Annotated in this window: 21 protein-coding genes and 1 pseudogene; 1 reads left to right on the forward strand and 21 read right to left on the reverse strand. The window is 72.7% G+C overall.

Features of this window, described 5'->3' with window-relative positions; translation table 11 throughout:
- Nucleotides 1-302: 302 nt before the first annotated feature.
- The 13 genes and pseudogenes from ACFVU9_RS10790 to ACFVU9_RS10850 all read right to left on the reverse strand — a co-directional run bounded on the left by ACFVU9_RS10790 (nucleotide 303) and on the right by ACFVU9_RS10850 (nucleotide 16,928).
- The gene (locus ACFVU9_RS10790) at nucleotides 303-3,443 is read right to left on the reverse strand and encodes an AAA family ATPase (protein WP_387592045.1); all 3,141 of its coding nucleotides are present in this window, start codon (nucleotides 3,441-3,443) and stop codon (nucleotides 303-305) included.
- Nucleotides 3,444-3,493: 50 nt separating this feature from the next.
- On the reverse strand, nucleotides 3,494-3,652 hold the full coding sequence (locus ACFVU9_RS10795) for a hypothetical protein (protein WP_380441391.1): 159 nt from the start codon (nucleotides 3,650-3,652) through the stop codon (nucleotides 3,494-3,496).
- 226 nt (nucleotides 3,653-3,878) lie between these two features.
- Complete coding sequence (gene gatB / locus ACFVU9_RS10800) at nucleotides 3,879-5,387, reverse strand: Asp-tRNA(Asn)/Glu-tRNA(Gln) amidotransferase subunit GatB (protein ID WP_380441388.1); 1,509 nt, start codon at nucleotides 5,385-5,387, stop codon at nucleotides 3,879-3,881.
- Nucleotides 5,388-5,478: 91 nt separating this feature from the next.
- A complete protein-coding gene (locus tag ACFVU9_RS10805; protein ID WP_329927884.1) occupies nucleotides 5,479-5,739 on the reverse strand; it encodes a hypothetical protein in 261 nt (86 codons plus the stop codon).
- The gene (gene gatA / locus ACFVU9_RS10810) at nucleotides 5,736-7,229 is read right to left on the reverse strand and encodes an Asp-tRNA(Asn)/Glu-tRNA(Gln) amidotransferase subunit GatA (protein WP_380441383.1); all 1,494 of its coding nucleotides are present in this window, start codon (nucleotides 7,227-7,229) and stop codon (nucleotides 5,736-5,738) included. Before gatA ends, ACFVU9_RS10805 begins: the two co-directional genes overlap by 4 nt.
- 5 nt (nucleotides 7,230-7,234) lie before the next feature.
- Nucleotides 7,235-7,531, reverse strand: a complete 297-nt coding sequence (gatC, locus tag ACFVU9_RS10815; protein ID WP_329927886.1) for an Asp-tRNA(Asn)/Glu-tRNA(Gln) amidotransferase subunit GatC — start codon at nucleotides 7,529-7,531, stop codon at nucleotides 7,235-7,237.
- A 162-nt stretch (nucleotides 7,532-7,693) separates the two neighbouring features.
- Nucleotides 7,694-9,466, reverse strand: a pseudogene (locus ACFVU9_RS10820) (putative bifunctional diguanylate cyclase/phosphodiesterase); the annotation flags it as partial.
- Between the two features lie 326 nt (nucleotides 9,467-9,792).
- Complete coding sequence (gene ligA, locus ACFVU9_RS10825) at nucleotides 9,793-12,096, reverse strand: NAD-dependent DNA ligase LigA (RefSeq protein ID WP_387592145.1); 2,304 nt, start codon at nucleotides 12,094-12,096, stop codon at nucleotides 9,793-9,795.
- Between the two features lie 21 nt (nucleotides 12,097-12,117).
- Complete coding sequence (locus ACFVU9_RS10830; RefSeq protein ID WP_387592050.1) at nucleotides 12,118-13,128, reverse strand: methionine synthase; 1,011 nt, start codon at nucleotides 13,126-13,128, stop codon at nucleotides 12,118-12,120.
- Nucleotides 13,129-13,164: 36 nt separating this feature from the next.
- Entirely contained in the window at nucleotides 13,165-13,854 is a 690-nt protein-coding gene (locus tag ACFVU9_RS10835) for an SDR family oxidoreductase (protein ID WP_380505820.1), read from the reverse strand.
- 13 nt (nucleotides 13,855-13,867) lie between these two features.
- Nucleotides 13,868-14,392 carry a TIGR00730 family Rossman fold protein gene (locus ACFVU9_RS10840; RefSeq protein WP_380441377.1) on the reverse strand — a complete coding sequence of 175 codons (525 nt, stop codon included), beginning with the start codon at nucleotides 14,390-14,392 and terminating at the stop codon, nucleotides 13,868-13,870.
- Nucleotides 14,393-14,439: 47 nt separating this feature from the next.
- Nucleotides 14,440-15,576 (reverse strand): tRNA 2-thiouridine(34) synthase MnmA, encoded by a 1,137-nt coding sequence (gene mnmA / locus ACFVU9_RS10845; RefSeq protein ID WP_387592055.1) that lies wholly within the window; start codon nucleotides 15,574-15,576, stop codon nucleotides 14,440-14,442.
- A gap of 170 nt (nucleotides 15,577-15,746) precedes the next feature.
- Entirely contained in the window at nucleotides 15,747-16,928 is a 1,182-nt protein-coding gene (locus tag ACFVU9_RS10850; RefSeq protein WP_387592058.1) for a cysteine desulfurase family protein, read from the reverse strand.
- A gap of 176 nt (nucleotides 16,929-17,104) precedes the next feature.
- Here ACFVU9_RS10850 and ACFVU9_RS10855 point away from each other — a divergent pair, with 176 nt between their 5' ends.
- Nucleotides 17,105-17,851: an IclR family transcriptional regulator gene (locus ACFVU9_RS10855; protein ID WP_380441371.1), complete on the forward strand. Its 747-nt coding sequence runs from the start codon at nucleotides 17,105-17,107 to the stop codon at nucleotides 17,849-17,851.
- Here the strand turns inward: ACFVU9_RS10855 and ACFVU9_RS10860 are convergent.
- From ACFVU9_RS10860 to ACFVU9_RS10895, 8 genes are all read right to left on the reverse strand, one after another.
- Nucleotides 17,787-18,446 carry a trimeric intracellular cation channel family protein gene (locus tag ACFVU9_RS10860; RefSeq protein WP_380441369.1) on the reverse strand — a complete coding sequence of 220 codons (660 nt, stop codon included), beginning with the start codon at nucleotides 18,444-18,446 and terminating at the stop codon, nucleotides 17,787-17,789. The genes ACFVU9_RS10855 and ACFVU9_RS10860 overlap by 65 nt on opposite strands.
- A gap of 109 nt (nucleotides 18,447-18,555) precedes the next feature.
- Nucleotides 18,556-19,620, reverse strand: coding sequence for an ABC transporter ATP-binding protein (locus tag ACFVU9_RS10865; RefSeq protein ID WP_380441367.1), 1,065 nt, complete (start codon nucleotides 19,618-19,620; stop codon nucleotides 18,556-18,558).
- 34 nt (nucleotides 19,621-19,654) lie between these two features.
- Nucleotides 19,655-20,725, reverse strand: coding sequence for an ABC transporter ATP-binding protein (locus ACFVU9_RS10870; RefSeq protein WP_380441365.1), 1,071 nt, complete (start codon nucleotides 20,723-20,725; stop codon nucleotides 19,655-19,657).
- The gene (locus ACFVU9_RS10875) at nucleotides 20,722-21,732 is read right to left on the reverse strand and encodes an ABC transporter permease (protein ID WP_380441363.1); all 1,011 of its coding nucleotides are present in this window, start codon (nucleotides 21,730-21,732) and stop codon (nucleotides 20,722-20,724) included. Before ACFVU9_RS10875 ends, ACFVU9_RS10870 begins: the two co-directional genes overlap by 4 nt.
- Before the next feature lie 99 nt (nucleotides 21,733-21,831).
- Nucleotides 21,832-23,592: an ABC transporter substrate-binding protein gene (locus ACFVU9_RS10880; protein WP_380498046.1), complete on the reverse strand. Its 1,761-nt coding sequence runs from the start codon at nucleotides 23,590-23,592 to the stop codon at nucleotides 21,832-21,834.
- Between the two features lie 54 nt (nucleotides 23,593-23,646).
- Nucleotides 23,647-24,636: an ABC transporter permease gene (locus tag ACFVU9_RS10885; protein WP_380441359.1), complete on the reverse strand. Its 990-nt coding sequence runs from the start codon at nucleotides 24,634-24,636 to the stop codon at nucleotides 23,647-23,649.
- A gap of 464 nt (nucleotides 24,637-25,100) precedes the next feature.
- The gene (locus tag ACFVU9_RS10890; RefSeq protein ID WP_387592063.1) at nucleotides 25,101-26,030 is read right to left on the reverse strand and encodes an enhanced serine sensitivity protein SseB C-terminal domain-containing protein; all 930 of its coding nucleotides are present in this window, start codon (nucleotides 26,028-26,030) and stop codon (nucleotides 25,101-25,103) included.
- A gap of 116 nt (nucleotides 26,031-26,146) precedes the next feature.
- Nucleotides 26,147-26,941, reverse strand: a complete 795-nt coding sequence (locus ACFVU9_RS10895; RefSeq protein ID WP_380441354.1) for an enhanced serine sensitivity protein SseB C-terminal domain-containing protein — start codon at nucleotides 26,939-26,941, stop codon at nucleotides 26,147-26,149.
- Nucleotides 26,942-26,959: the final 18 nt, after the last annotated feature.

Genomic DNA, 26,959 nt, shown 5'->3' on the forward strand with positions numbered 1-26,959 from the left:
ACGCGGTGACCTGGCGCACCGTCAGGACGGTGGCCCAGGGGGTGGGCGGCCTTCCGGTCGCCGCACCGCACCGATGCTCCCGATCGGGACCCTACACCAATTCCGTCACTCAATGACACGCACACTGAACTTAGAGTAATGGTGGGAGGGTAGGGAAATGCACCTGATTCCGGCGGATCGGCCCGGTTGGCGGCGGCGCGCGGGCGGGGGCTCACGCGGCGCGCACGGGAGCACGCGACGGCGCCCACCGGTCCGGGGCCGGCGGGCGGGGTCCGCCGGCCGGTCCCGGGCCGGAGCGCGGGTCACCCGGTGGCGGGGGCCAGGTCGTCCGGGAACAGCCGCAGCCGGTGGGCCAGCGCGGCCGCCTCGCCGCGGCCGCCGACCGCGAGCTTGCCGAGGATGTTGGACACGTGCACGCTCGCGGTCTTCGGAGAGATGTACAGCTCCTCGGCTATCTGCCGGTTCGTCCAGCCGCGGGCGAGCAACCGGAGCACGTCCCGCTCACGGGGGGTGAGCCCGAACGACTCCCCCGCCGGTGCGGCCTGCCCCGAGGAGGCCGCCGCGGGCGCGGCCGGGGCCGGGGCCAGCCCGGCGCGGTCGGCCAGGCCGGTGATCTCGGCGACCAGCGGGCGGTCACCGCGCGCCTCGGCCAGTTCCCGCGCCTCGCGCAGGAGTTCGGCGGCCGCCTCGCGCCGCCCGGCCCGCACCTCGGCCTCGCCCGCCCGCAGCAGGCCGAGCGCCAGCGGGTGCGGCAGGGCGACCGGCCGCAGCAGGGCGACCGCGGCGGCCCACTGCTCCGGGGTGTCGGTGCCCCCGGCGCGGGCCAGCTCGCACTCCAGCAGCCGCGCCCAGCCGTGGTGCAGCGGCGCCTTGGGGGTGAGCCCGGCCGCCGTCGCGGCGATCCCGGCCAGCGCCTCGGCCCGCCCGGCCGCGGCCTCCGGCAGGCCCCGGGAGTCCGCCTCCACCGCGGCCCCCTCGAACAGCAGCGGGTACACGTCGGCCTCGTCGCCGAGCCGCCGGGCGTCCGCGAGCGCGCCGAGCAGTTCGGCGCGGGCCTCCATCGGCCGGCCGTTCAGCCACGCGATCCGCACCGCGAGCCGGCTGATCGGCGCCGAGTGCTGGATCCGGCCGACCCGGTTGGCCTCCCGGGCCCGGGCCACGAGAACGGCCGCCTTGGGCAGGTCCCCCCGCAGCAGGGCGATCTCGCCGCGCATCCGCTCCAGGAACTCGGCGTGGGCGTTGGTGGTCTCGTCCGGGTCGCAGTCGCCCAGCACCTCGACGGCCTCCGCGAGGCGGCCGAGGTCGATCAGCGCCTCGGCCAGGTTGCCGGTCAGGATGCTGCCGCTGTTGCGCACCAGTCCGTAGCCGGCGGCGTGCTCCAGGCCCTCGCGGGCCATCGCCATCGCCTCCTCGGACCGGCCGAGCCCGCGCAGCACGCTGGCGAGGTTGTTGATGCCGCGCAGCAGCACGTCCGGCGTGCCGACCCGCCGGGAGGCCTCGACGGCGGCCCGCAGCCCGGCCAGCCCGGACTCGGCGTCCCCCTCCAGGTCGTAGCGCAGGCCGGCGAGCGTCATCCGCGCGTGCTGCTCGACGGCGTGCGCGCCGACCTCGCGGGCGATCCGGATCGCCCGCTCGGCGAGCTCGATGTGCTCGGGCCCCGGGTCCTTGAGCATCGCGACGCCGGCGCCGAGCGCGAACACCTCGGCCTGCACCGCGGACGGCGGCAGGTGGTCGACCAGCCGGTGCGCGTACGCGATCTCCTCGTCGTCGCCCGAGCGCCGCAGGTGGCCGAGCATGCGGGCCCGGTTGATCCGGAACCAGGCCGCGCGCAGCGGGTCCACCGTCTCGTCGACCAGCTTGAGCGCCCGCTTGGCCAGGCTGAGCCCGCGCTCGCGGTCGCCGCTGCGCCGGGCGGCGACGACGGCCTCGGCGAGCACGTCGATCAGCTGGATCCGGTCGCAGTCCTCGTCCTGGGGACGGACGTCGCAGGAGCCGGGCGGGTAGGTCTCGGCCCAGTCGTACGGGCGCAGGGTGTGCGCGAGGACGTCCTCGGAGACCATGTCCCACAGTTCGAGGGCGCGTTCGAGCATGCGCAGCTGCTCGGCGAAGGCGTTGCGGCGCCGGGCGGCCCGGGCGGCGTCGAGGGCGGTCGGCAGGGCGCGGGCCGGATCGTGCGCGTGGTACCAGTAGTTGGCGAGCCGGGCGGGCAGGGCGTCAGCGGGCACGAGGTGCGGCTCGGCCTCGACGGCGAGCGCGAACTTGCGGTTGATCCGGTGCCGTTCGCCGGGCAGGAGGTCGTCCGAGACGGCCTCGCGGACCAGCGCGTGCCGGAAGCGGTAGCCCTCGCCGTCGCTGTCCAGGCGCAGGATGTTGGCGCCGACGGCCGTGCGCAGGGCGCCGATCAGTTCCTCCTCGTCGGCCATCAGGTCGGCCAGGACGGCGGCGAGCAGGGCGTGCTCGACGTGCGAGCCGCCCTCCGCGGCGATCCGCACCACCTTCTGGGCCTCCTCGTCCAGGCTCTCCACCCGGACCAGCAGGATGTCGCGCAGCGAGTCGGTGAGGCCGGCCCCGCAGCCGTCCTCGAAGGCGGTGGCGAGCTCCTCGACGAAGAAGGGGTTGCCCTCGGAGCGGCGGTGGATCCGGTCCACCAGCTGCCGGTCGGGCGCGGCGGTGCCGAGGATGCCGGCCAGCTGGGCGGCGACCTCGCCGCGGCGGAACCGCGCCAGCTCCAGCCGCTGGACGGTGCGCAGCCGGTCGAGCTCGGCGAGGAAGGGGCGCAGCGGGTGGCGCCGGTGCAGGTCGTCGGAGCGGTAGGTGGCGACCAGCAGCACGCGGGCGCGGTGCAGGGTGCGGACCAGGTAGGCGAGGAGCTCGCGGGTGGAGCGGTCGGACCAGTGCAGGTCCTCGACGGCGATGACGAGGGTACGGTCCGCGCCGAGCCGTTCGATCAGCCTCGCGGTGTGCTCGAACAGCCGGGCCCGGCCGTACTCGTCGTTCGGTTCGCCGTCGCCGTCGCCGAACTCGGGCAGCAGGCGGGCGAGATGGCCCTCGCTGCCCACGGCCGCGGCCTCCAGTTCGGGGCCGAGCGTGCGGTGCAGCCGGCGCAGGGCGCCCGCGATCGGTGCGTACGGGAGGCCCTCGGCGCCGATCTCCAGACAGCCGCCCAGGGTGGTGACCACTCCCCCGCCGTGGCCGGCGCGGTCCAGGAACTCCTCCAGCAGGCGCGTCTTGCCGACGCCGGCCTCGCCGCCGACCAGGACGGTCTGCGGGCTGCCGGTGCCGGCCCGGCGCAGCGCGTCGGCCAGCGCGGTGATCTCGGTGCCGCGGCCGACGAAGACGGGACTGACCGACATCTGCTGCATGGAGGCGAGCATGCCATAGGCGGTGGCGGCGGGCCGAGGGGATATCTCGCCCGGCGAACGCCCGGAGGGGGAGGCGCTCACTCGCGCCTCCCCCTCCGACTTCTCCTCGGCACCCGCCGGGTGCCGGTCCGTCAGCATTCCGTCTTCCGCGCGGCGCGGCGCTGGAAGCGCGCGGCGACCGGGCGGCGCAGGCCGCGGCGGGCCTCCTTCGCCTCGCGGACGAGGCGCTGGTGTTCGGCGTGGACCTGGAGCTCGTGGACCTGCTGCTGGATGAGCTCGTACTCGATCACGGTGTTCCCCTTGTGGGTTTCGTTCTTCGGTCTTCCCTGTTGACTAAGAGCTTCCTCTCCCAGAGGGGGGCACCACATCGGCAGGCTTCCCGATGTTTCGGGACCCGGATGCCTTAGATGAGGCCCCTCGGGCATGGCAAAGGCCCGGTTCCCTCCCAATTTAGGGGTGGAACCGGGCCTTAGGTCTTACTTAGGGGGCCTTAGATGCCTAAGACACCTTAGGAACTCAGGCAGAGACGCCGAGCTTCTCAAGGATCAGATCCTTCACGCGGGCGGCGTCCGCCTGGCCGCGGGTGGCCTTCATGACCGCGCCCACGAGCGCGCCCACGGCCGCGACCTTGCCGTCGCGGATCTTGGCGGCGACGGCCTCGTTCTCGGCGATGGCCTGGTCGACCGCGGCACCGAGCGCGGAGTCGTCCGAGACGACGGCCAGGCCGCGCTTCTCGACGACCTCGTCCGGCTCGCCCTCACCGGCCAGCACGGCCTCGATGACCTGGCGGGCCAGCTTGTCGTTCAGCTTGCCCTCGGCCACCAGCGCGGCGACCCGGGCGACCTGCGCCGGGGTGATCGGCTGCTCGCTGAGCTCGGTGCCGGTCTCGTTGGCGCGGCGGGCCAGCTCGCCCATCCACCACTTGCGGGCCTGGTCGGCCGGGGCACCGGCCGCGATGGTCTCCTGGATCGGCCCGACCGCGCCGGCGTTGAGGACGGACTGCATGTCCTTGTCGGACAGGCCCCACTCGGCCTGCAGGCGGGCCCGGCGCACCCGCGGCAGCTCGGGCAGGGCGGCGCGCAGCTCCTCGACCCACTCGCGCGAGGGGGCGATCGGGACCAGGTCCGGCTCGGGGAAGTAGCGGTAGTCCTCGGCGTTGTCCTTGATCCGGCCCGAGGTCGTGCTGCCGTTGTCCTCGTGGAAGTGGCGGGTCTCCTGGACGATGGTGCCGCCGTCGGTCAGCACGGTGGCGTGGCGCTGGATCTCGAACCGGGCGGCCCGCTCCACGCTGCGCAGCGAGTTGACGTTCTTGGTCTCCGAGCGGGTGCCGAAGGTCTCGGTGCCGTTGGGGCGCAGCGACAGGTTCACGTCGCAGCGCATCTGGCCCTTGTCCATCCGGGCCTCGGAGACGCCCAGCGAGCGGATGACCTCGCGCAGCTCGGCGACGTACGCCTTGGCGACCTCGGGGGCCCGCTCGCCGGCGCCGGTGATCGGCTTGGTGACGATCTCGATCAGCGGGATGCCGGCCCGGTTGTAGTCGAGCAGCGAGTGGGTGGCCCCGTGGATGCGGCCGGTCGCGCCGCCGACGTGGCTGGACTTGCCGGTGTCCTCCTCCATGTGGGCGCGCTCGATCTCCACGCGGAAGGTCGAACCGTCCTCCAGCTGCACGTCGAGGTAGCCGTTGAAGGCGATCGGCTCGTCGTACTGCGAGGTCTGGAAGTTCTTGGGCATGTCCGGGTAGAAGTAGTTCTTCCGCGCGAACCGGCACCACTCGGCGATCTCGCAGTTGAGCGCCAGGCCGATCTTGACCGCCGACTCCACGCCGGTCGCGTTGACCACCGGCAGCGAGCCCGGCAGGCCCAGGCAGGTCGGGCAGGTCTGGCTGTTCGGCTCGGCGCCCAGCTCGGTCGAGCAACCGCAGAACATCTTGGTCTTGGTACCGAGCTCGACGTGGACCTCAAGGCCCATCACCGGGTCGTACGACGCGAGAGCGTCCTCGTAGGAGACCAGGTTCATGACGCTCACAGCGTCCCTTCTCACGTAAAGACTTGGGAGGTACGGGCCCGGCCGCCGCTCGCGCGGGGCCGGGCCGGGGCGCTCGGCCCGAAGAGTGGCCCTAGCCCAGCAGCACGTCGTCGGAGGCGAGCTGCCGCAGCTCGCGCACCAGCAGGGCGGTGCCGGTGATCAGCGCGGCGGCGCCGACGAGGGCGTTGACCAGCTTCAGGGTGTCGCTCTCCTCGCGGGCCTTGCGGACGTCCTTGACCACGGAGATCGCGCCGAAGGCGCTGGTGCCGATGGACAGCCACAGACCGGGCTTGGAATGCTTCCACCCCTTCAGAGAAGCAGACTGGGCCTTGGCCTTCTCGATCTTGCTCACAGTGCCGGTGCCTCCTCCAGCAGGGTGTGCCCCCACTTGTCGTTGAGTGCGGCCTCGACGGCGCCGCCCACGCGGTACAGGCGGTCGTCCGCCATCGCGGGCGCGATGATCTGCAGGCCGACCGGGAGATTGTCCTCCGGGGCCAGGCCGACCGGCAGCGACATGGCCGCGTTGCCCGCCAGGTTGGACGGAATCGTGCACAGGTCGGCCAGGTACATCGCCATCGGGTCGTCGGCGCGCTCGCCGATCGGGAAGGCGGTGGTCGGCGTGGTCGGCGAGACCAGGACGTCCACCCCGGCGAACGCGGCGTCGAAGTCGCGCGAGATCAGCGTGCGCACCTTCTGGGCCGAGCCGTAGTAGGCGTCGTAGTAGCCCGAGGAGAGGGCGTAGGTGCCGAGGATGATGCGGCGCTTGACCTCGTCGCCGAAGCCGGCCTCGCGGGTCAGCGCGGTGACCTCCTCGGCCGAGCGGCTGCCGTCGTCGCCGACCCGCAGGCCGTAGCGCATCGCGTCGAAGCGGGCCAGGTTGGAGGAGCACTCCGACGGCGCGATCAGGTAGTACGCGGGCAGCGCGAGGGTGAAGGACGGGCAGGACACCTCGACGACCTCGGCGCCCAGCTCGCGCAGGAGCTCCACCGACTCGTCGAAGCGCTGCATGACGCCGGCCTGGTAGCCCTCGCCGGCGAACTCCTTGACGACGCCGATGCGCATGCCGCGCACGTCGCGCATCCTCGCGGCCGCGACGACGGCCGGGACGGGCGCGTCGATCGAGGTGGAGTCCAGCGGGTCGTGCCCGGCGATGGCCTCGTGCAGCAGCGCCGCGTCCAGCACGGTGCGGGCGCACGGGCCGCCCTGGTCCAGCGAGGACGAGAACGCGACCAGTCCGTAGCGGGAGACCGAGCCGTAGGTCGGCTTCACGCCGACGGTGCCGGTGACGGCGCCGGGCTGGCGGATCGAGCCGCCGGTGTCGGTGCCGATCGCCAGCGGGGCCTCGAAGGCGGCCAGCGCCGCGGCCGAGCCGCCGCCGGAGCCGCCGGGGATGCGGGAGAGGTCCCACGGGTTCCCGGTCGGGCCGTACGCCGAGTTCTCGGTGGAGGAGCCCATCGCGAACTCGTCCATGTTGGTCTTGCCGAGGATGACGACGCCGGCGTCCTTGAGGCGCGAGGTCAGCGTGGCGTCGTACGGCGGGATCCAGCCTTCGAGCATCTTCGAACCACAGGTGGTCGGGATGCCCTTGGTGGTGAAGACGTCCTTCAGCGCGAGCGGGACGCCGGCCAGCGGGCCCAGCTCCTCGCCCTTGGCGCGCTTCTCGTCGACCGCCTTGGCGGCGTTCAGCGCGCCCTCGGTGTCGACGTGCAGGAAGGCGTTGACCTTCTTGTCGACGGCGTCGATGCGGTCCAGGTGCGCCTGCGCGACCTCGACGGCGGAGACCTCGCCCTTGGCGATGGCGCTCGCGGTCTCGGCGGCGGTGTAGCGGATCAGGTCGGTCATCTCGGTCAGTCCTCCCCGAGGATCTGCGGCACACGGAAACGCTGCTCCTCGGCGGCGGGCGCGCTCGCGAGCGCCTGCTCCGGGGTGAGCGACGGCCGCACCTCGTCCGCCCGCATGACGTTGGTGAGCGGGAGCGGGTGGGAGGTCGGCGGGACGTCCTGTCCGGCGACCTCGGAAACGCGGGCGACCGCGCCGATGATCACGTCGAGCTGCTCGGCGAAGTGGTCCAGCTCTTCGGGCTTCAGCTCAAGACGCGACAGCCGGGCGAGGTGGGCGACCTCCTCGCGCGTGATGCCAGGCATGCAGCGATCCTCAGGGTGAGTTCTGGTGAGGCCCGGCGCTGCTTCAGCGGTGCCGGGCCCGGGCGGGAGCAGCCGGCTCGGCGCTCCCGTCCTCGTGGTCTTTGGACCCCATCCTATGGGGCCCGGCCCGGCCACCGGCCAACGAGTAACCGGCGGCGGCGGTTACTGCGGCCTGGTCCGGGCCCAACTCTGCGTCCCCGGCGCGTTGATCTCCATCTGCGCGGCCTGCACGGCCTGCACCACGGGGGGCAGGACGGGCGGCAGGACCGGCGGGAGTGTCGGGGGCAGGACCGGCGGCATCGCCGGCTTGCCGCCCGGGACCTTCTGCACGGCCGGCTTGATGCCGGGCGGCAGCGTGGCGGCCAGGCGCTCCACGGTCGGGCTGCCGGTGCGGTGCACCCGCAGCCAGGCGGTGGCCTGTTCGGGCGGCAGCGCGGCCGACACCAGCCAGCCCTGCACCGCGTCCACCCCCATGCAGTGCAGCCGCTCCCAGGTCTCGTCGTCCTCGACGCCCTCGGCGACCACGGTCAGCCCGAGCGAGTGCGCGAGCTCCACCGAGCAGCGGACCACCGCCGCGTCGTGGTCGTCGGCGACCATCCGGGAGACGAAGGAGCGGTCGATCTTCAGCTCGCCGACCGGCAGGCTGCGCAGCCGCACCAGCGAGGAGTGCCCGGTGCCGAAGTCGTCCAGGGACATCCCGACGCCGTAGCCGCGCAGCTCCGCCAGGGTGTCGGCGGCCCGCCGCGAGTCGTCCAGCAGGAGCCGTTCGGTGATCTCCAGCTGGAGCGCGTGGGCCGGCACCTGGTGGCGCACCAGGTGCCCCGCGACGCGCTGCGCGAAGCCCGGGTTGAGCACGTCGCGCGGCGAGACGTTCACCGCGACCTGCACCTGCAGGCCCTGGTCGCGCCAGTACGCGAGCTGGCCGACCGCCGCCTCCAGCACGTAGTCGGTCAGCCGCGGCATCAGCCCGCTGGACTCGGCGAGCCCGACGAACTCGTCCGGCGACACCTTGCCCTGGCCCGGCCGCTCCCAGCGCAGCAGCGCCTCCAGGCCCACCACCCGGCCGTCGAAGGCCACCTTCGGCTGGTAGTGCAGCTGCACCTCGCCGGTCTCCAGCGCGCGGCGCAGGTCCCCCAGGAGCCCGATCCGGTACGGGGTGTCGGCGTCCTGCGTCTCGTCGTACTGCTCGACGCCGCTGCGCCCGCGCTGGGCGTGGCCCATCGCGACGTCGGCGCGGCGCAGCAGCGACTCGGCGTCCTGGGCGTGCTGCGGGAAGACGCAGACGCCCGCGCTGGCCTCCAGGACGAGCAGCAGCCCGTCCAGCCGGATCGGGGCGGCGAGTTCGGCGATCAGGGCCTTGGCGACGCGCTCCAGGCAGTCCGGGTAGTTGATGCCGGGCAGCAGGACGGCGAACTCGTCGCCGCCCATCCGGGCCACCATCGGGCGGCCGCGGCGGTAGTGCCGGGGCAGGCCGGCGAAGACGTCGTCGATGGACTCGCGGGTGGGGGTGCCGACCGCGCCGCCGGAGCGCAGGGCGCGGTGCAGCCGGCGGGCGATGTGCACGAGGAGCCGGTCACCGGCAGTGTGGCCGAGGGTGTCGTTGAGTGATCGGAAGCGATCGAGGTCGAGCAGTATGAGACCGACGCTGTAGCCCTGTTCGTGCTCGGCGATCGCCTCCTGGGCGGCCAGCAGCAGGGCCTGACGGTTGGGCAGGTCCGTCAGCGGGTCGGTCAGCTGGTCGCGGGCGCGGTCCCGGGCGATCCGCCACGCCGCGACCAGGACGGCCAGCGGTACCGCGAACAGCGGCAACAGCTCGGGTTCGTACCGGTAGACCAGGACGGCCAGCGGGATGAGCGGCGCGGCTCCGGCCAGCAGCACGCCGAGCAGCAGGACCGCACCCGCCACCCCCTGCGGCGGGCGTGTGGGCGCGCCGCCGGTCGTACGATCCATAAGCCCTGTCCTCCGTCGGGCCCGCCCCGTCAGGCCGCCTTACGGTGAGGCACCGTGCCGGTACCGACTGCTGGCGGGCATGGAGCGACCCCGCGGAGTACCGGCTCAGCCGGTGCCCCCACCCCTGCTGACACTCTGTTGCGCTCCAGGGTATGCCGGGGCCCACCCGGTGGGCAGACTTTCGGACAACCGGAAACGCGCCACCGTGCCCGGGTGTCGCTCAGGGACACTGTGCCCGCTTTCACTGAACGGCACCCGGTGACGTTGCATCAGGACGATAACAAGACGGATTCGGCCACTCGCGGCTCGGGTCAGCCCTCGGCGGGGGCCTCCTCGGGGGCGTCCTCCGGGGTGTCCTCGGGAGCGTCCTCCGGGGTGTCGAGTCCCAGGTGGGCGCGGGCGGCGGCGGGCCCGTCGGCGAGCAGGACGGCGAAGCCGGCGTCGTCCAGGACGGCCAGGCCGAGCTGAACGGCCTTGTCGTACTTGGACCCGGGGTTGTCACCGGCGACCACGAAGTCGGTCTTCTTCGAAACCGAAACGGTCACCTTCGCTCCGCGCGAGGTCAGCGCCTCCTTGGCGCCGTCCCGGGTGTGCCCGGCCAGCGTGCCCGTCACCACCACCGTCAGCCCCTCCAGCGGGCGCTCCGCCTCCTCCTCGTCGGCGGGCTCCTCGACGAAGCGGACGCCGGCCGCGCGCCACTTCTCCAGGATCCCGCGGTGCCACTCCTCCTGGTACCACTCGATGACGGACCGGGCGATCGTCGGCCCGACCCCCTCGACGGCCGCCAGCTCCTCCTCGGTGGCCGAGAAGATCCGGTCGAGATCGCGGAACTCCCGTGCCAGCTCCTGGGCCGCGACCGGACCGACGTGCCGGATCGACAGGCCGTTGAGGAACCGCCAGAGCGGCCGGTCCTTCACCTTCTCCAGGTTCTCCAGCAGCAGGCCGGCCGTCTTCTTCGGCTCGCCCTTCTGGTTGGCGAAGAAGGTGGCGATCTTCTCCTTGCCGGTGCGGTCGTCCAGCTTGGGCATGCCGGTCTTCTGGTCGCGGACCAGCACCTTGATCGGCAGCAGCTGCTCCATCGTCAGCCCGAAGACGTCGCCCTCGTCCTTCACCGGCGCCTCGCCCGGCTCCAGCGGCTGGGTCAGCGCGGTGGCCGCGACGTAGCCGAGCCCCTCGACGTCCAGCGAGGAACGGCCGCCCAGGAAGGCGATCCGCTCCCGGATCTGGGCCGGGCAGAACTGGGCGTTGGGGCAGCGCAGGTCGATGTCGCCCTCGGACATCGGACGCAGCTCGGCGCCGCACTCCGGGCAGTGCGAGGGCATCACGAACTCCCGCTCGGTGCCGTCCCGCAGGTCCTCCACCGGCCCGAGGATCTCCGGGATGACGTCACCGGCCTTGCGCAGCACCACGGTGTCGCCGAGCAGGACGCCCTTGGCCTTGACGACCTGCTGGTTGTGCAGCGTCGCGTACTGCACCATCGAACCGGCCACCTTCACCGGCTCGGCCAGCACCGCGAACGGCGTGGCCCGGCCGGTGCGGCCGACGCCGACCCGGATCTCCGCCAGCCTGCCGGTGACCTCCTCCGGCGGGTACTTCCACGCGATCGCCCAGCGCGGGGACTTGGAGGTGGCGCCGAGGCGGCCCTGGAGGGCGATCTCGTCCACCTTGACCACGACGCCGTCGATCTCGTGCTCGACGGAGTGCCGCTGTTCGCCGAAGCGCTTGATGAACGCCCGCACCTCGTCGAGCGTCCCGACCACCTCGTTGTGCCGGGCGGTCGGCAGGCCCCACTGGCGCAGCAGGTCGTAGGCGTGCGACTGGTTGTCGATGTCGAAGCCGACCCGGGCGCCGATGCCGTGCACCACCATGTGCAGCGGGCGCGAGGCGGTGACCAGCGGGTCCTTCTGGCGCAGCGAACCGGCGGCGGCGTTGCGGGGGTTCATGAACAGCCGGATCAGCGCCCGGGGCCGCTTGCCCTCCTTGGCGCGCTCCTCGTTCTCCTGGCGGCGGCGCTCGTTCTCCTCCGCGAACGAGGCGTTGAGCGCGTCGAACGCCTCGGTCGGGAAGTAGACCTCGCCGCGGATCTCCACCAGCTCGGGGACGTCGTCGCCCTTGAGCTGCTGCGGGATCTCCTTGATGGTGCGGACGTTGGGGGTGATGTCCTCGCCCACCCGGCCGTCGCCGCGCGTCGCGGCCTGCACCAACTGGCCGTTCTCGTAGGTGAGGTTGACGGCCAGGCCGTCCACCTTGAGCTCGCACAGGTAGTGGTAGTCGATGCCGGCCAGCTCGCCCGCGACGCGCTCGGCCCAGGCGGCGAGCTCGTCGTCGTCCATGGCGTTGTCGAGGCTGAGCAGGCGCTCGCGGTGCTCGACCGAGGCGAACAGCTCGGTCGGGGCGCCGCCGACCTTCTGGGTCGGCGAGTCCGGGGTGACGAGGGCCGGGTGCTCGGCCTCCAGCGCCTCCAGCGCGCGCATCAGGCCGTCGAACTCGGCGTCGGAGACGACCGGGGCGTCCTGCTCGTAGTAGCGGGCGCGGTGGTCGGTGATCTCCGCCGCCAGCTCGGCGTGCCGCCTGCGCACCTCCGCCGGGACGTCCTCCCAGCCCTCGACAGCCACCACCGCAAGCCTCCTACGTTCTCATTCCGGGTTGTCCACCAGGCTCTGCGCCGCCCGCGCCGCGAGCAGCAGCGCCTTGCGCGCGTACGCCGGGGAGGCCCCGGCCAGCCCGCAGGTCGGTGTCACGAGCACACGACGGCCCAGCAGCTCCGGGGCGAACCCGAGCCTGCGCCACAAGGTCCTGACACCCTGGACACTACCGGCCGGGTCGGACACCTCCTGGTCAGTGGAGGGGACGACACCCGCGAGGATCGCCGTGCCCGCCTCGACGGCCTCGCCGAGGTCGTCGTCGGCGCGCTCGGTCAGCAGCGAGAGGTCCAGCGAGACGCCGGCGACGCCGGCCCGGCGCAGCAGCGGGATCGGCACGTCGGGCGCGCAGCAGTGCACGACGACCGGTGCGTCCAGGGCGCGGATCAGCTCGCGCAGCGCCTCCTCGGCGACCTGGCGGTCCACCGCGCGCAGCCGCTGGAAGCCGCTCGCGGTCTTCACCGAGCCGGCCAGCACGGCGGGCAGCGAGGGCTCGTCGAGCTGGAGCACCACCTCCGCGCCCGGCACCCGCCTGCGGACCTCGGCGAGGTGGCGGCGCAGGCCCTCGGCGAGGGACTCGGCGACGTCCCGGCAGGCGCCGCGGTCGGCGAGCGCCTTCTCGCCGTGCTTCAGCTCGATCGAGGCGGCCAGCGTCCACGGCCCGACGGCCTGGACCTTGAGCGGCCCCCGGTGGCCCTGGGTGTACTCCTCCAGCGCGTCGAGGTCCTCGCCGAGCCAGGAGCGGGCCCGCCGGGTGTCCCGGCCGGGGCGGTCGGCGAAGCGCCAGCCGCTCGGCTCGGTCTGCGCGAACAGCTCGGCCAGCAGGCCGGCGCTGCGGCCGATCATGTCGGCGCCCGGCCCGCGCGCGGGCAGCTCGGGCAGGAACGGCAGCTGCTCCAGCGCCCCGGTGGAGGTCCTGGCGGCCTCCCGGGCGTCGGTGCCGGGCAGCGAACCGACGCCGGTGGCGGCGCCGTGCAGGTCGGGGAAGGGGTGTGGGGTGCTCACCCGTCCGAGCCTAGTGCGCCGCCGACCGGCCCCGGATCAGTGGCCCGGGCGGACGGTGATGTCCGTGATCTCCGCGTCGCGGCTGGCGTCCAGGGCCGCGAGGACCGCCCTCGCGACGGACTCCGGCTCGATCCAGCGGCCGGCGTCGTAGGACCTGCCCTCCTGCTGGTGCACCTTGACCTGCATCGCGGTGGCGGTGCGGCCCGGGTACACCGAGGTGACGCGCACCCCGCCGGCGTGCTCCTCCTCGCGCAGCGCGTCGGCGAGCGCCTTGAGGCCGTGCTTGCTCGCCGCGTACGCCGCCCACTCGGCGCCGGCCCGCAGGCCCGCACCGGAGTTGACGAACACGACGTGCCCCTTGGCGAGGCGCAGCGAGGGCAGCAGGAGGCGGGTCAGCTCGGCCGGGGCGACGAGGTTGACGCCGAGCGTGTCGTTCCACACCTTGACCGGCAGGTCGCCGACCGGGCCGAGCTCGACCACGCCCGCGATGTGCAGCAGCGAGTCCAGCTCGACCGGCAGCTCCTGGTGGCCGAGGGCCCAGGCGAGCTTGGCCGGGTCGCCCAGGTCGCCGACCAGGGTGCGGGCGCCGGGGAAGCGCTCGCGCAGCTCGGCGGCGCGGCGGGCGTCGCGGGCCAGGAGCCAGAGGTCGTCGCCGCGCTCGGCGAGGCGCCCGGCCAGGACGGCGCCGATGCCGGAGCCGGCGCCGGTGATCAGATGTGCAGGCATGGGGCCGATCCTCTCAGGACTTGAGCTGTGCGAACACCTCGGCGGGCGTGTCCGCGAAGGAGATCAACTCGCCGAGCGGGCGCGGCAGGAAGCCCTCGGCGTCCATCCGCTCCAGCTGGAGGCGCAGGCCCGAGTAGAACCCCTCGCTGTCGAGGACGACGACGGGCTTCTCGAACATCCCGTGCTTCTTGAGCTCCAGCACCTCGGTGACCTCGTCCAGCGTGCCCAGCCCGCCGACCAGCACGACGATGGCGTCCGCGCGGGCCGCGAGCTCCGCCTTCCGCTCGGCCAGGTCGCGGGTCATCACGAGCTCGTCGGCGCCGTCGTACCCCTTGTGCTTCAGCATCTCGACCATGACGCCGACCAGCTTCCCGCCGGCCGCCTTCACCCCGTCGGCCAGCAGGCCCATCAGGCCGGCGTTCGAGCCGCCCCACACCAGGGTGTGCCCGCCCTCGCCGAGGAGCCGGGCGAACTCGGCGGCGGGGGCGGTGTAGCGGTCGTCGAGCGAGTACGCGGAGCAGAAGACAGTGATGTTCATAGTGTCGTCCGGTCTATCACGCGGACCGGGGACCGCTCACCGGGGTTTCAGGCCCGGACGGCCGGGCGCTCGGTCGTCGCGATGGTCGCGGAGCCGACCACCCGGGTGCCGTCGTACAGCACCACGGCCTGGCCGGGGGCGATGCCGCGGGCCGGCGAGTCCAGGTCGACGCGGAGCTCGCCGTCCACGACGGACGCCGAGACCGGCACCTCCTCGCCGTGCGCGCGCAGCTGGGCGGTGTAGCGCCCGTCGGCGGCCGGCTCGCCCCCGCACCAGCGCGGGCGGATCGCGGTCAGCCCGACCACGTCCAGGCCCTCGGCCGGGCCGACCGTGACGGTGTTGTTCACCGGCGAGATGTCGAGCACGTACCGCGGCTTGCCGTCCGGCGCCGGGCGGCCGATCCGCAGGCCCTTGCGCTGGCCGATGGTGAAGCCGTACGCGCCGTCGTGCTCGCCGAGCTTGGTGCCGTCCACGTCGAGGATGTCGCCGGTCGCGGTGCCGAGGTGCTTGGCGAGGAAGCCCTGGGTGTCGCCGTCCGCGATGAAGCAGATGTCGTGGCTGTCCGGCTTCTTGGCGACGGCCAGGCCCCGGCGCTCGGCCTCCTCGCGGATGACGTCCTTGGTGGTGTCGCCGAGCGGGAACAGCGAGTGGGCCAGCTGGTCGGCGTCCAGCACGCCGAGCACGTACGACTGGTCCTTGGCGGCGTCCACCGCGCGGTGCAGCTCGCGGCGGCCGTCCGGCAGGTCGACGATCCGGGCGTAGTGGCCGGTGCAGACGGCGTCGAAGCCGAGCGCGACCGCCTTGTCCAGCAGCGCGGCGAACTTGATCTTCTCGTTGCAGCGCAGGCAGGGGTTGGGGGTGCGGCCGGCCGCGTACTCGGCGACGAAGTCGTCGATCACGTCCTCGCGGAAGCGCTCGGCGAGGTCCCACACGTAGAAGGGGATGCCGATGACGTCGGCGGCGCGGCGGGCGTCCCGGGAGTCCTCGATGGTGCAGCAGCCGCGGGCGCCGGTCCGGAAGGACTGCGGGTTCGACGACAGCGCCAGGTGGACGCCGGTCACCTCGTGCCCCGCTTCGGCGGCACGGGCGGCGGCGACGGCGGAGTCGACCCCGCCGGACATCGCCGCGAGCACGCGCAGACGGCCAGTGGACGGAGCGGTCGGGGCACCCGGGAAATCAGTCATGATGCCCCCAAGCGTACGTGCTGCCCCCGGTGTTCCCCGAGCCGATATCGGGCCTCCGCCCGGGGCCCGGGCCGACGACGGACGCCGGCTCGGGGGCCGCAGGTCGACAGCGCCGGGGCGCGCGCCTTCGACGGGCGTTCAGACCCCCGAAGTGCGCGCCCGCGGAGCGGCTAGCGGCGGACCGACATCGGGCCCGCGTTGCGGGCGCGTTGGACGGCGGGGGCGATCGCCTGGGCCAGGGCCTTCACGTCGTCCTGGGTGGAGGTGTGGCCGAGAGAGAAGCGCAGGGACGCGCGCGCCAGGAGCGGGTCGGCGCCCATCGCCAGCAGCACGTGGCTGGGCTGCGGGACGCCCGCCGAGCACGCGGAGCCGGTCGAGCACTCGATGCCCTGGGCGTCGAGGAGCATGAGCAGGGCGTCGCCCTCGCAGCCGGGGAAGGAGAAGTGCGCGTTGGCGGGCAGCCGGCCCTCGGGGGCCGGGTCGCCGTTGAGCACCGCGTCGGGCACGGCGGCGAGCACCGAGGCGATCAGGTCGTCCCGCAGCGCGCCGAGCGCCGCCGCGTGCTCGGCCCGCCGTTCGACGGCGATGGCCGCGGCCGCCGCGAAGCCGGCCGCGGCGGGGGCGTCGAGGGTGCCGGAGCGGACGTCGCGTTCCTGGCCGCCGCCGTGCAGCAGCGGAACGGGCGCGGCGCCGCGCGAGAGCAGCAGCGCGCCGATGCCGAACGGGCCGCCGATCTTGTGCCCGGTGACGGTGACCGCGGTGAGCCCGGAGTCGGCGAAGGACACCTCCACCTGACCGAGCGCCTGCACCGCGTCGGCGTGCATCGGGATGCCGAACTCGGCCGCCACGGCCGCGAGTTCCCGCACCGGCTGGACGGTGCCGACCTCGTTGTTCGCCCACATCACGGTGACCAGGGCGACCGAGCCCGGGTCCCGTTCGATCGCCTCGCGCAGCGCCTGCGGATGGACCCGCCCGAGCCCGTCGACCGGCAGGTACTCGACGGTGGCGCCCTCGTGCTCGGAGAGCCAGTGCACCGCGTCGAGCACCGCGTGGTGCTCGACCGGGCTGCACAGCACCCGCGTGCGGGCCGGGTCGGCGTCCCGCCGGGCCCAGTACAGGCCCTTGACGGCGAGGTTGTCGGACTCGGTACCGCCGCCGGTGAGGACGATCTCGCTCGGCCGGGCGCCCAGCGAGTCGGCGAGCGACTCGCGGGCCTCCTCGACGACGCGGCGGGCCCGGCGGCCGGCCGCGTGCAGGGAGGAGGCGTTGCCGACGACACCGAGGTGCGCCGTCATCGCGGCGATCGCCTCGGGCAGCATCGGCGTGGTCGCCGCATGGTCCAGGTATGGCATAACCATCAGATTGTAGAGGGCCGTCCCCGGCACCGTTCCCGGCCTGCGCACCAGAATGCGACCTGATCCGAAAGACCCGTCCGAGCCGGGACCGCCGCGTCCGGCGCCGGTTTGACCCACTGCGCCGTCCGGTGGTTAGCCTGACGGACACTTCTCGTCGGAACTCGGGGGACGCCATGTCGCAGTCGGTCGACCGCGCCCTCACGCTGCTCGGCTCGCTCGGCGACGGACCCGTGACCCTGGAACAGGCGGCGACCAGCATCGGCGTCCACAAGTCCACCGCGCTGCGCCTGCTGCGCACGCTGGAGGAGCACGGCTTCGCGCAGCGCCAGCCGGACCGGCGCTACCGCCTGGGCGGCCGGCTGCTGTCGCTGGCGCACCGGGCGCTGGAGGAGATCGACGTCCGCCAGGTGGCCGCGCCGTACCTGGCCGCGCTGAACGCGCGCAGCGGACTCACCGTCCAGCTGGCCGTGCTGGAGGACGGCGAGGTGCTGTACGTCGACGAGGTCGCCGGGCCCGGCGCCCGGCGGCCGTCGCGGATCGGGCGGCGCGCGCCGGCCGCGGGGACGGCGATCGGCCGGGTGCTGCTGGCCGGGCGGCCGGAGGACGGCGCCCGCGAGGAGGAGCTGCCGCCGGAGCTGGCGGCGGTGCGCCGCCGGGGCTGGGCGGCGGAGTCCGCCGAGCACCGCGAGCCGGTGACGTGCGTGGCCGCGCCGGTGTCGGGCAGCGGCGGGCGGACGGTCGCGGCGTGCGCGGTGAGCGCGCCGGTGAGCGAGGTGCCGCCGGGCGAGCTGGCCCGGATGGTGCCGGAGCTGCTGTGCACGGCGGAGGCGATCTCGCTGGCGTACGGCGGCTCGCCTACTCCTCGCTGGTGCGAGAACCGTTGCGGTGCCAGGCCCGCGGGGCGCGCCAGCCGTACTTGAGGGCGAGCATCCGCAGCACGAAGGCGGTGAGCGCGGCGGCGGTGCCGGTGGCGCCGGTGAGCCGGTCGAGGCCGATCAGCACGGCGACCAGGGCGGCGCCGACCAGGGCGGGCACGGCGTAGATCTCGCGGTCCCAGCGCAGCAGTGAGGGGATCTCCCCGGCGAGGACGTCCCGGACGACGCCGCCGCCGGCCGCGGTGACCATGCCGAGCGCGACGGACGCGACGGCGCCGAGCCCGTAGTCGTGGGCCTTGGCGGTGCCGGTGACGCAGAACAGTCCGAGCCCGAGCGCGTCGAGCGTCTGGACGGCGCGGTTGATCCGCTCGACCTCGGGGTGCAGGAAGAAGACGACGAAACCGGCCGCGAGCGGCGTCAGGAAGTAGCCGAGGTTGCTGAACGCGGCGACCGGGGTGGCCCCGATGACGAGGTCGCGCATGACACCGCCGCCGAGCGCGGTGACCTCGGCGAGCACGCAGATCCCGAAGATGTCCATGTTCTTGCGGACGGCGAGCAGCCCTCCGGAGAGGGCGAAGACGAAGATGCCGACGAGGTCCAGCGACTGCTGCACGTCGGAGGGGAAGATCTGCGAGGTCACGGGAACAACTATGACCTGCGCGGACCTCCCCCTCCGACGTCCTCCGGCGCCCGGTGCGTCAGGCCGTCGCGTCCACGAGGGTGCCCGTCCGGGTGTTCTCCGGGCCGTGCTAGTCGTTCCCCTCGCTCTGCTCGGGGAAGTGGCACGCCACTTGGTGCCCGGTCCGCATGACGGCCAGCGGGGGCTCCTGTGTGGCACAGATCTCCTGCGCCTTCCAGCAGCGGGTGCGGAAGCGGCAGCCGCTGGGCGGGTTGATCGGCGAGGGGACGTCGCCCTTCAGCAGGATGCGCTCGCGGCCGGCGCGCTGGCGGCGGCGCGGGTCGGGCACCGGCACCGCGGACATCAGCGCGGTGGTGTAGGGGTGCATCGGGTTGCGGTAGAGCGAGTCCCGGTCGGCGATCTCGACGACCTTGCCGAGGTACATCACGGCGACCCGGTCCGAGACGTGCCGGACCACCGAGAGGTCGTGCGCGATGATCAGGTAGGTCAGGCCGAGCTCGCGCTGGAGGTCGTCCAGCAGGTTGACCACCTGGGCCTGGATCGAGACGTCGAGCGCGGAGACCGGCTCGTCGGCGACGATCATCTTGGGCCGCAGGGCGAGCGCCCGGGCGATGCCGATGCGCTGGCGCTGGCCGCCGGAGAACTCGTGCGGGTAGCGGTTGTAGTGCTCGGGGCTGAGCCCGCACAGCTCCAGCAGTTCCTGGACGGCCTTCTTGAGCCCGCCCTCGGGCACCGCGTTCTGGAGCTTGAACGGTGCGCCGACGATGGTGCCGACGGTGTGCCGCGGGTTGAGCGAGGAGTACGGGTCCTGGAAGATCATCTGGATGTCGCGGCGCAGCGGCCGCATCGCGCCGACGCCCAGGTGGGTGATGTCGGTGCCCTCGAACTCGATCGTGCCGGCGGTCGGCTCGTCGAGCCGGGTGACCAGTCGGCCCATCGTCGACTTGCCGCAGCCGGACTCGCCGACGACGCCCAGCGTCTCGCCGGCGTTGACGGTGAAGTCGATGCCGTCGACGGCCCGCACCGCGCCGGTCTGGCGCCGCAGCAGCCCGCCGCGGATCGGGAAGTGCCGGGTCAGACCGGTCACCTTCAGCAGCGGCTCGCGGTCGGAGGCGGGCGCCGGCGACGCCCCGTTCAACTGTGCCTGGGGCGCGGCCGCCTGAGTGTCCGTCATCGGTTCTCTCCAGAAAGGTGGTACGAGGCCGGGCTCACAGCCGGGGCGCGATCTCTTCGGCGAAGATGCGGTGCCGCTCGGCGGCCGCGAGGTGGCAGGCCGCGTGGTGCCCGGGCGCGGCCTCGGCCAGCACCGGGACCTCGCTCGTGGAGCGCCCGCCGGTCTGCCCGGCGTACGGGCAGCGCGGGTGGAAGGCACAGCCGCCGGGCACGTTGATCAGGCTGGGCGGCGTGCCCTTGACCGGGACGAGCCGGTCCTGGAGCTCCCGGTCGAGGCGCGGCATGGAGCCCAGCAGGCCCCAGGTGTAGGGGTGTTCGGGCGCGTCGAAGAGGGTCTCGGCGGGGCCGCGCTCGATGCACTTGCCGCCGTACATGACGAGGATGTCGTCGGCGAGCTCGGCGACCACCCCGAGGTCGTGGGTGATGATGATGACGGCGGAGCCGAACTCCTCCTGGAGGTCGCGGATGAGGTCCAGGATCTGCGCCTGGACGGTGACGTCCAGGGCGGTGGTGGGCTCGTCGGCGATCAGCAGGGAGGGGTCGTTGACCAGGGCCATGGCGATCATCGCGCGCTGGCGCATGCCGCCGGAGAACTGGTGCGGGTAGTCGTCCACGCGGCGGTCGGGCTGCGGGATGCCGACGCGGTCGAGCATCTCGATCGCGCGGGCGCGGGCCGCCCGCTTGGACGCGTCCGGGTGGTGCACCCGGTAGGCCTCGACGATCTGCGCCCCGACCGTGTAGTAGGGGTGCATCGCGGTCAGCGGGTCCTGGAAGATCATCGCCATCTCGCGGCCGCGCAGCTGGCGCACCCGTTCCGGGCCGGCCGAGACCAGTTCCTCGCCGTTCAGCCGGATCTCGCCGCTGATCCGGGCCCGCTTGGAGCGGTGCAGGCCCATGATGCCGAGCGAGGTGACGGACTTGCCGGAGCCGGACTCGCCGACGATGCCGAGGGTGCGGCCCTTGTGCAGGTCGAAGCTGACCCCGTCCACCGAGCGGACCAGGCCGTCGTCGGTGTCGAAGTGGATCCGCAGGTCGCGGACGGAGAGGAACGGGTCGCCGGCCGGGGTCTGCGCGGCGGGCGCCGTGGTCTTCTGGAGCTCGGTCACGAGAGCCTCACCCGGGGGTCGACGAGGGCGTACAGGAGGTCGACCACGAGGTTGCAGACGACGATGAAGAAGGCGGCGAGCAGGGTGACGCCGAGGATCTTCGGCAGGTCGTTGTCGGAGATCGCCTGGACGGCGAAGGCGCCGACGCCCTGCAGCGAGAAGACCTGTTCGGTGATGAGCGCACCGCCGAGGAGCAGGCCGAGGTCCATGCCGAAGATGGTGACGACGGGGGTGAGCGCGGCGCGCAGCCCGTGCCGGGTGACGACCTTGCGCTCGACCAGGCCCTTGGCCCGGGCGGTGCGGATGTAGTCCTCGCTCATCGTCTCCAGCATCCCGGCGCGGGTGAGCCGGGCGTAGAGGGCCGAGTAGAGGAAGGCCAGCGAGATCCACGGGAGGATCAGGTTGCGGGCCCACATGATCGGGTCGTCGGTGAAGTCGACGTACTGGAGGTTGTCCAGGATCGGCCACTCGTAGCTGAAGACCGTGAGCAGCAGCGCGCCGGTGAAGAAGACCGGCAGCGAGACGCCGGCGAGCGAGATGCCCATGGCGATGCGGTCGAAGACCGAGCGCGGCTTGAGGGCGGAGATGACGCCGGTGGTGACACCGGAGACCAGCCAGAGCACGGCCGCGCCGATGGCCAGCGAGAGCGTGATCGGGATGCGCTTGGTGAGCTCGGGCCAGACTTCGAGGTGGTTCTTGAAGGAGTAGCCGAAGCACGGTACGTGGCAGGTGACCGGGTCCGGGCCGAACTTGTACTCGGCGCCGCCGACCAGGCCCTTCAGGAAGTTCCAGTACTGGGTGTACAGCGGCTGGTCGAACCCGAGGTTACTCTTGACGGCCGCGATCGCCTCCGGCGACGGGTTCTTCCCGACGTACTGGGCGGCCAGCTGGTCGGCGGTCTCGCCGGCGATGCGCGGGAGCAGGAAGAAGATCGCGAAGGTGACCGCGCTGACCACCAGCAGCAGTACGACGGCCGCGAATGTCCTGCGGATGATGTAGGCAAACACAGTTGGGCGGCTCCGGCGGCCCGCCACCGTCCGGGGTCTGCCGGACGGTGGCGGGCGCCGCTGCCTTCACCTGCCTTCAGGGATGCGGAGCCAGGCTCTTTACTTGGTGGTGCCGATGTTCAGGTAGTCGTACTGGCCCGAGAAGGCCGACGTGGAGACCAGGTTGGTGGCGTTGTCCGGGCGGTACAGGAAGACCTTGGCGTACATCAGCGGGACGTAGACCGCCTGGTCCATGATCTTCTTGTCGATGTCGCCGTAGATCTTCTCGCGGGCCGCCTGGTCGGTGTTGGCGATCGCGTCGTCCAGCAGCTTGTTGATCGCGGGGTCGTTCAGCTGGGCCAGGTTGCTGTTGCCGGAGGCCTTGATGGCGCGGCCGTCGGCGATCTGCTGCAGGAAGCCGTAGCCGGTCGGCCAGTCGGCGCCCCACTGCATCATCATCAGGCCGATGTTGTGGTCCTGGGTGAACTGCGGGGAACCGGCGTTGTCCGAGAAGTACTTGCCCTGCGGGTACTTCTGGATCTCGACGTTGATGCCGACCTTCTTCAGCGCGGCCTGGATCGCGGTCGCCGCCTGGATCTCGGGGTCGCGCTCGGTGCGGGCGGAGATCACGGTGCTGAAGCCGTCCGGCTTGCCGCAGGCCTTGAGGGCGTCCTTGGCCTTGCCCTCGTCACCCTTGTTGTCCGGGGTCGCCCAGGTGTTGAAGTCCTGGTGGCCCGGGATGTCCGGCGGGAGCACGGTGCTGGCGATCGCGCCGCGGATCGGGCCGCCCTCGACGGTCTGCACCGAGAGCTTGTCGATCGCGTACTGGACGGCCTTGCGGCACTCGACGTTGTCGAACGGCGCGACCTTGGTGTTGATCGCGGTGTAGATCAGGCGGCCGCCGTAGGAGCTGTCGCTGCTGGCCTTGAGCTTCGGGTTCTGCAGGATCTGCGCCTGGGTCTGCGGGTCGACGCCCAGGCCCACCAGGTCGACCTGCGCGTTGCCGGCGATCAGGTCCTTGTCGATGGTGGCCTGGTCCATGCCCATCTTGACCACGATCTTGTCCGCGAGCTGCTTGCGGATCGGGTCGGTGCTCGGGTCCCAGTTGGTGTTCGGCACCAGGGAGAGCTGCTTGCCGTCGTCGTAGGACGCGAACTTGTAGGTGCCCGAGGAGACCACGTGCTTGACGTAGCCGGCGCCGTCGTCCTTGGCCTGCGGGACCGGGACCGTCTGCGGGGCGCTGACCAGGTAGTCGAAGTCCGCGAACGGCTGCTTCAGGTGGAAGACGATGGTCAGGTCGTCCGGGGTCTCGATCGAGTTCAGGCCGCCTTCCTTGTCCTTGTACGGACCCTGGTAAGGCGTGGCGTTGTCGACCAGCAGGTCGTGGAAGTAGGTCGGGCCGTTGGAGTTCACGTCCGGCGCGAAGTTGGAGCGCTCGACGGCGTACTTGACGTCCTTCGAGGTGATCGCGGAGCCGTCGTCGTACTTCAGGCCGGGACGCAGCTTGTACGTCCAGGTCAGGCCGTCGGCGCTGGGCTGGCCGAGGCCGGCCGCGAGGTCCGGGACGAGCTTGTTGCCCTGCGCGCCGGGGCCCGGGGCGAAGGTGGTCAGCGGACGCCCGTACAGGCGCGAGAAGTTGTAGATGTAGGCGTAGTAGGTGTTGCCCGGGTCGAAGGAGTCCGGGGTGCCCTTCATCTCGTAGGTGACCGTCCCGCCCTTCTTGTCCGAGGCGTTGACGACCCCCTTCGTGGCGGCGTCGGCGCCGCCGCCGGCCGCGCTGCTGGAGGAGCCACCTGTGGTCTTGCTGGACGTGCATCCGGTCACGACGAGGACTGCGGCAGCTGCCACCGCGGTCAGCGCGACGGTACGGGACCTACGCATGGGTGAGATCAACCCCTTGAGGATGTGGAAACGGTGAAGGTTCCTGACGCAGGGTCAGTTGCTCTTGGGATCGAGGGCGTCACGCAGCCCGTCGCCGAGCAGGTTGAAGGCGAGCACGGTGAGGAAGATCGCCAGACCGGGGACCACCATGAACTGGGGGTCCACCTGGTAGTACTTGATCGCGTCGTTGAGCATGCCGCCCCAGGAGGCCTGCGGGGGCTGGATGCCGACGCCGAGGAAGCTGAGGCCCGCCTCGAAGAGGATGTTGGTCGGGATCAGCAGGGTCGAGTAGACCAGGATCGGACCGACCAGGTTGGGCAGCAGTTCCTTGAACAGGATGAACGGGCCGCGGGCGCCGAGGCTGCGGGCCGCGTGCACGAACTCCCGCTCGCGCAGCGAGAGGGTCTGTCCGCGCACGATCCGGCCCATGTAGGGCCAGTTGAAGAAGCCGATCACGAAGATCAGCACCAGGAGGTGCAGCGGGAGGCCGTGCAGGCCGAACGCGCCGCCCTGCAGCGAGGTCGAGATCGCGATCGCGAAGAGCAGCAGCGGGAACGCGAGGAAGACGTCCATGATCCGGCTGATCAGCGTGTCCACCCAGCCGCCGTAGTAGCCGGCCATGACGCCGAGCACGGTGCCGATCGTGTTGGACAGCAGCGTCGCGCCGAAGGCGACCAGCAGGGAGACCCAGGAGCCCTCGATGACACGGGCGAGCAGGTCGCGGCCGGTGAGGGGGTCGACGCCCAGCGGGTGGTCCCAGCTCATGCCGCCCCAGTCCCCGAGCGGCAGACCGCCGAGGTTGGCGTCCAGCAGGTCCTGGTTGAAGGCGTCCGGGTCGAGGCCGAACAGTCCCTCGATCGGCTTGGCCAGCACGGCGAGCAGGATCAGCAGGATCACGACGATGCCGCCGACGACGGCCAGTTTGTCCCGTTTGAAACGGGTCCAGGCGATCTGGCCGAGGGAGCGGCCCTCGATCTTCTGGGCCGGGCTCGCGGGGGCGGGTGCCTCCGGATCGTTCCCGGCGGTGGTGACGGATGTGGTCATGTCAGTAGGTCCCCTCGCCGACGGTGGCCGGCCCACGGGTGCCGGTCGCCGGCTTCGGCGGTGCGGCTATGCGGACGTGCGGAGGTGCTAAGGAGCGGGGTTTCGCGGCAGTGCGGCAGTGCGTCGTGCACGGTGCACTGCCACCACGCGGGATGGGCGTCGCGTGGCTGGAGCGGTCGGCGTGCGCGTTGACCTTTGTGGGGTTCCGAGTTCGCGCGGTGCGTTGCGCAGAACTCTCTGCCATCCGAACTGGCTTGCGCCAGCCCTGCCAAGCGACAGATGCCCAACTGTGATCTGCGTGCATGCACCTCCACGATCATCGGCATATCCCTCTTCACACGGTCGTGATAACCGTGTCAAGATGCCTGACACCCGCAGCCGCGAAGTCGTCCGGAAAACGCCGAAGCCGACCTGACGCAAAGTCAAGTCGGCTTCTGGAAATGGGTTTTGGCGGGTTTAGCGGTTCAGCGCCCCGGGTATCCGGGCCACGGCCGCTGGGGCGGCTGCGGCTGCGGCTGCCCGTGCCAGCCCGGCCCGGTCTGCTGCGGGTAGTACGGCGGCGCCTGGTGGCCCGGCGGCGGCACCGGTGGGTAGGCACCGGTCGGCCGGGCGAGCCCGGCCGCCTCGCGGTCGTAGAACGGCCGCGCCTTGGCCCGCATCCACAGCGCCACCGGGTCGTACTCGTCCGCCATCGCCACCGTGGACACCGCCAGCCCCTCCGGGGCCACCGCGATCGCCCGCTGCATCAGCGCGCGCACCGCCTCCACGGCCGGCGGGGAGCCGTCGTACAGGTCCAGGCCGATGGCCAGGTACGGTTCGCCCACGGCCGGCTGCACCCAGGCCCGGCGCAGCGCCCGGACGGCCCGCACCTCGCGCGCCTGGTGCTCCAGCAGCGCGAAGAACTGCTGGGCGTTCACCTGCGGCTCGCTGAGCCTCAGCGGCCCGGCCGGCAGCCGGTCCAGGCCCCCCGCGATCCGCCGCAGGTCCGCCCACGGCACGCCGACCCCGCCGCCCGGGGCGTGCGGGTTCAGCCACAGGCCCCAGCGGGTGCGGTACAGCGACGCGGCGATCTCGCGCCCGGAGACGACCTCGTGGGCGCGCGCCCAGCCGGAGGCCGCCAGCTGCTCGGGGGAGGTGACGGCCGGCGCGTAGCCGTGGCCGCTGATCTCCATGTTCCCGTACTGGGCGTCCGGGCTGCCCGGGGTGCCGTGCCACAGCAGCATCCAGACCTGGCCCTCGGCCAGGGCGCGGAGCAGTTGCTCGTACGCCTCGTAGCGCTCCGGCGCGACCTCGCGCAGCGCGCGCTCCAGCACGCCCGGATCCGCGCCGGGGCGTCCGGCCGGTGCCTGGCCCCAGGGCCCCGGTGCACCACCGGACACCGCTCCCGCACTCATGCGCCCACCTCGCCGCGCCTCTTTCCTCACCTGCCGCCGGCCCGTCGGCCGTCTGCACGCACCCTATGGCGCGGCACCGGCCGACGCCACGGCGACGTGCCTACGAACGGACCCCGTCACACCCGCGCGTAGAACGGCAGCACCCGGGTGAGCAGCCACTCGACCACCGGATCGTCGGCGAGGTCGAGCAGCACGAGGTGGACGCCGCCGGGCAGCGGCGCGGTTCCCAGCGCGCGGCCGAGCGCCTCGTTCACCGCCGCCGGGTCGGCCGGGGCGGCCGGGTCCAGCTGCACGCCGATGAACATCACGGTCGGCTCGCCCTCGATGCTCGCGAGCGCGCGGCGCGCGGTCAACACTCCCGGCAGGGCGGCGAGTTCGGCCCGGCAGACGGCCAGGAAGTGCTCCGGGTCCTCCCCCGGCACGGGCTCGCGCAGCGCGACCCGGCCACCGGTCGGCGCCGAGGGGTCCTCCCAGCGGTCCTCGCGCGGACCGCGGCGCAGCTCGGCGACGCCCTGCGGCGGCACCGGGATGCCCACCGCGGCCTCGGGGTTGACGGCGATCCCGACGCCCAACGGCAGCCCGCGGGCGAACTCCCAGGCCGGGGCGACCGCGAACGCCATCCCCGGCGCCTGCTGGAGGAACACCTCCTGCGAGGAGAAGACCGGGACGTACGGCTCGCCGCCCAGCTCGATCGTCGGCAGGTCCAGCGACTGCCCCTGCGGGTCGCCGCCGGCGGGCAGCGGGATCCACACCTGGCTGCGGGCCAGCACCTCGACCACCCGCGGCGTCGCGCCCGGATCGCCCAGCGCGGCGGTGAGCACCTGCTCCAGCTCGTTGGCCGGCCAGGCCCCGCCCGGTGGCGGCGTGTCCGGGCCGCCCCACCCCTGCTGCTGCTCCACCGGGTACCCCATGCGCCCCTGTACCGCCCT

Source organism: Kitasatospora sp. NPDC057936 (genome assembly GCF_042887525.1).
In the GTDB taxonomy this organism is placed as follows: domain Bacteria; phylum Actinomycetota; class Actinomycetes; order Streptomycetales; family Streptomycetaceae; genus Kitasatospora.

Excerpts from the sequence above, each read along its gene's own strand:
- gatA (WP_380441383.1), bottom strand. The coding sequence starts at position 7,229 with ATGACCGACCTGATCCGCTACACCGCCGCCGAGACCGCGAGCGCCATC.
- gatC (WP_329927886.1), bottom strand. The coding sequence starts at position 7,531 with ATGCCTGGCATCACGCGCGAGGAGGTCGCCCACCTCGCCCGGCTGTCG.
- ACFVU9_RS10835 (WP_380505820.1), bottom strand. The coding sequence starts at position 13,854 with ATGCCTGCACATCTGATCACCGGCGCCGGCTCCGGCATCGGCGCCGTC.
- ACFVU9_RS10840 (WP_380441377.1), bottom strand. The coding sequence starts at position 14,392 with ATGAACATCACTGTCTTCTGCTCCGCGTACTCGCTCGACGACCGCTAC.
- mnmA (WP_387592055.1), bottom strand. The coding sequence starts at position 15,576 with ATGACTGATTTCCCGGGTGCCCCGACCGCTCCGTCCACTGGCCGTCTG.
- ACFVU9_RS10850 (WP_387592058.1), bottom strand. The coding sequence starts at position 16,928 with ATGCCATACCTGGACCATGCGGCGACCACGCCGATGCTGCCCGAGGCG.
- ACFVU9_RS10855 (WP_380441371.1), top strand. The coding sequence starts at position 17,105 with ATGTCGCAGTCGGTCGACCGCGCCCTCACGCTGCTCGGCTCGCTCGGC.
- ACFVU9_RS10865 (WP_380441367.1), bottom strand. The coding sequence starts at position 19,620 with ATGACGGACACTCAGGCGGCCGCGCCCCAGGCACAGTTGAACGGGGCG.
- ACFVU9_RS10880 (WP_380498046.1), bottom strand. The coding sequence starts at position 23,592 with ATGCGTAGGTCCCGTACCGTCGCGCTGACCGCGGTGGCAGCTGCCGCA.
- ACFVU9_RS10885 (WP_380441359.1), bottom strand. The coding sequence starts at position 24,636 with ATGACCACATCCGTCACCACCGCCGGGAACGATCCGGAGGCACCCGCC.
- ACFVU9_RS10890 (WP_387592063.1), bottom strand. The coding sequence starts at position 26,030 with ATGAGTGCGGGAGCGGTGTCCGGTGGTGCACCGGGGCCCTGGGGCCAG.
- ACFVU9_RS10895 (WP_380441354.1), bottom strand. The coding sequence starts at position 26,941 with ATGGGGTACCCGGTGGAGCAGCAGCAGGGGTGGGGCGGCCCGGACACG.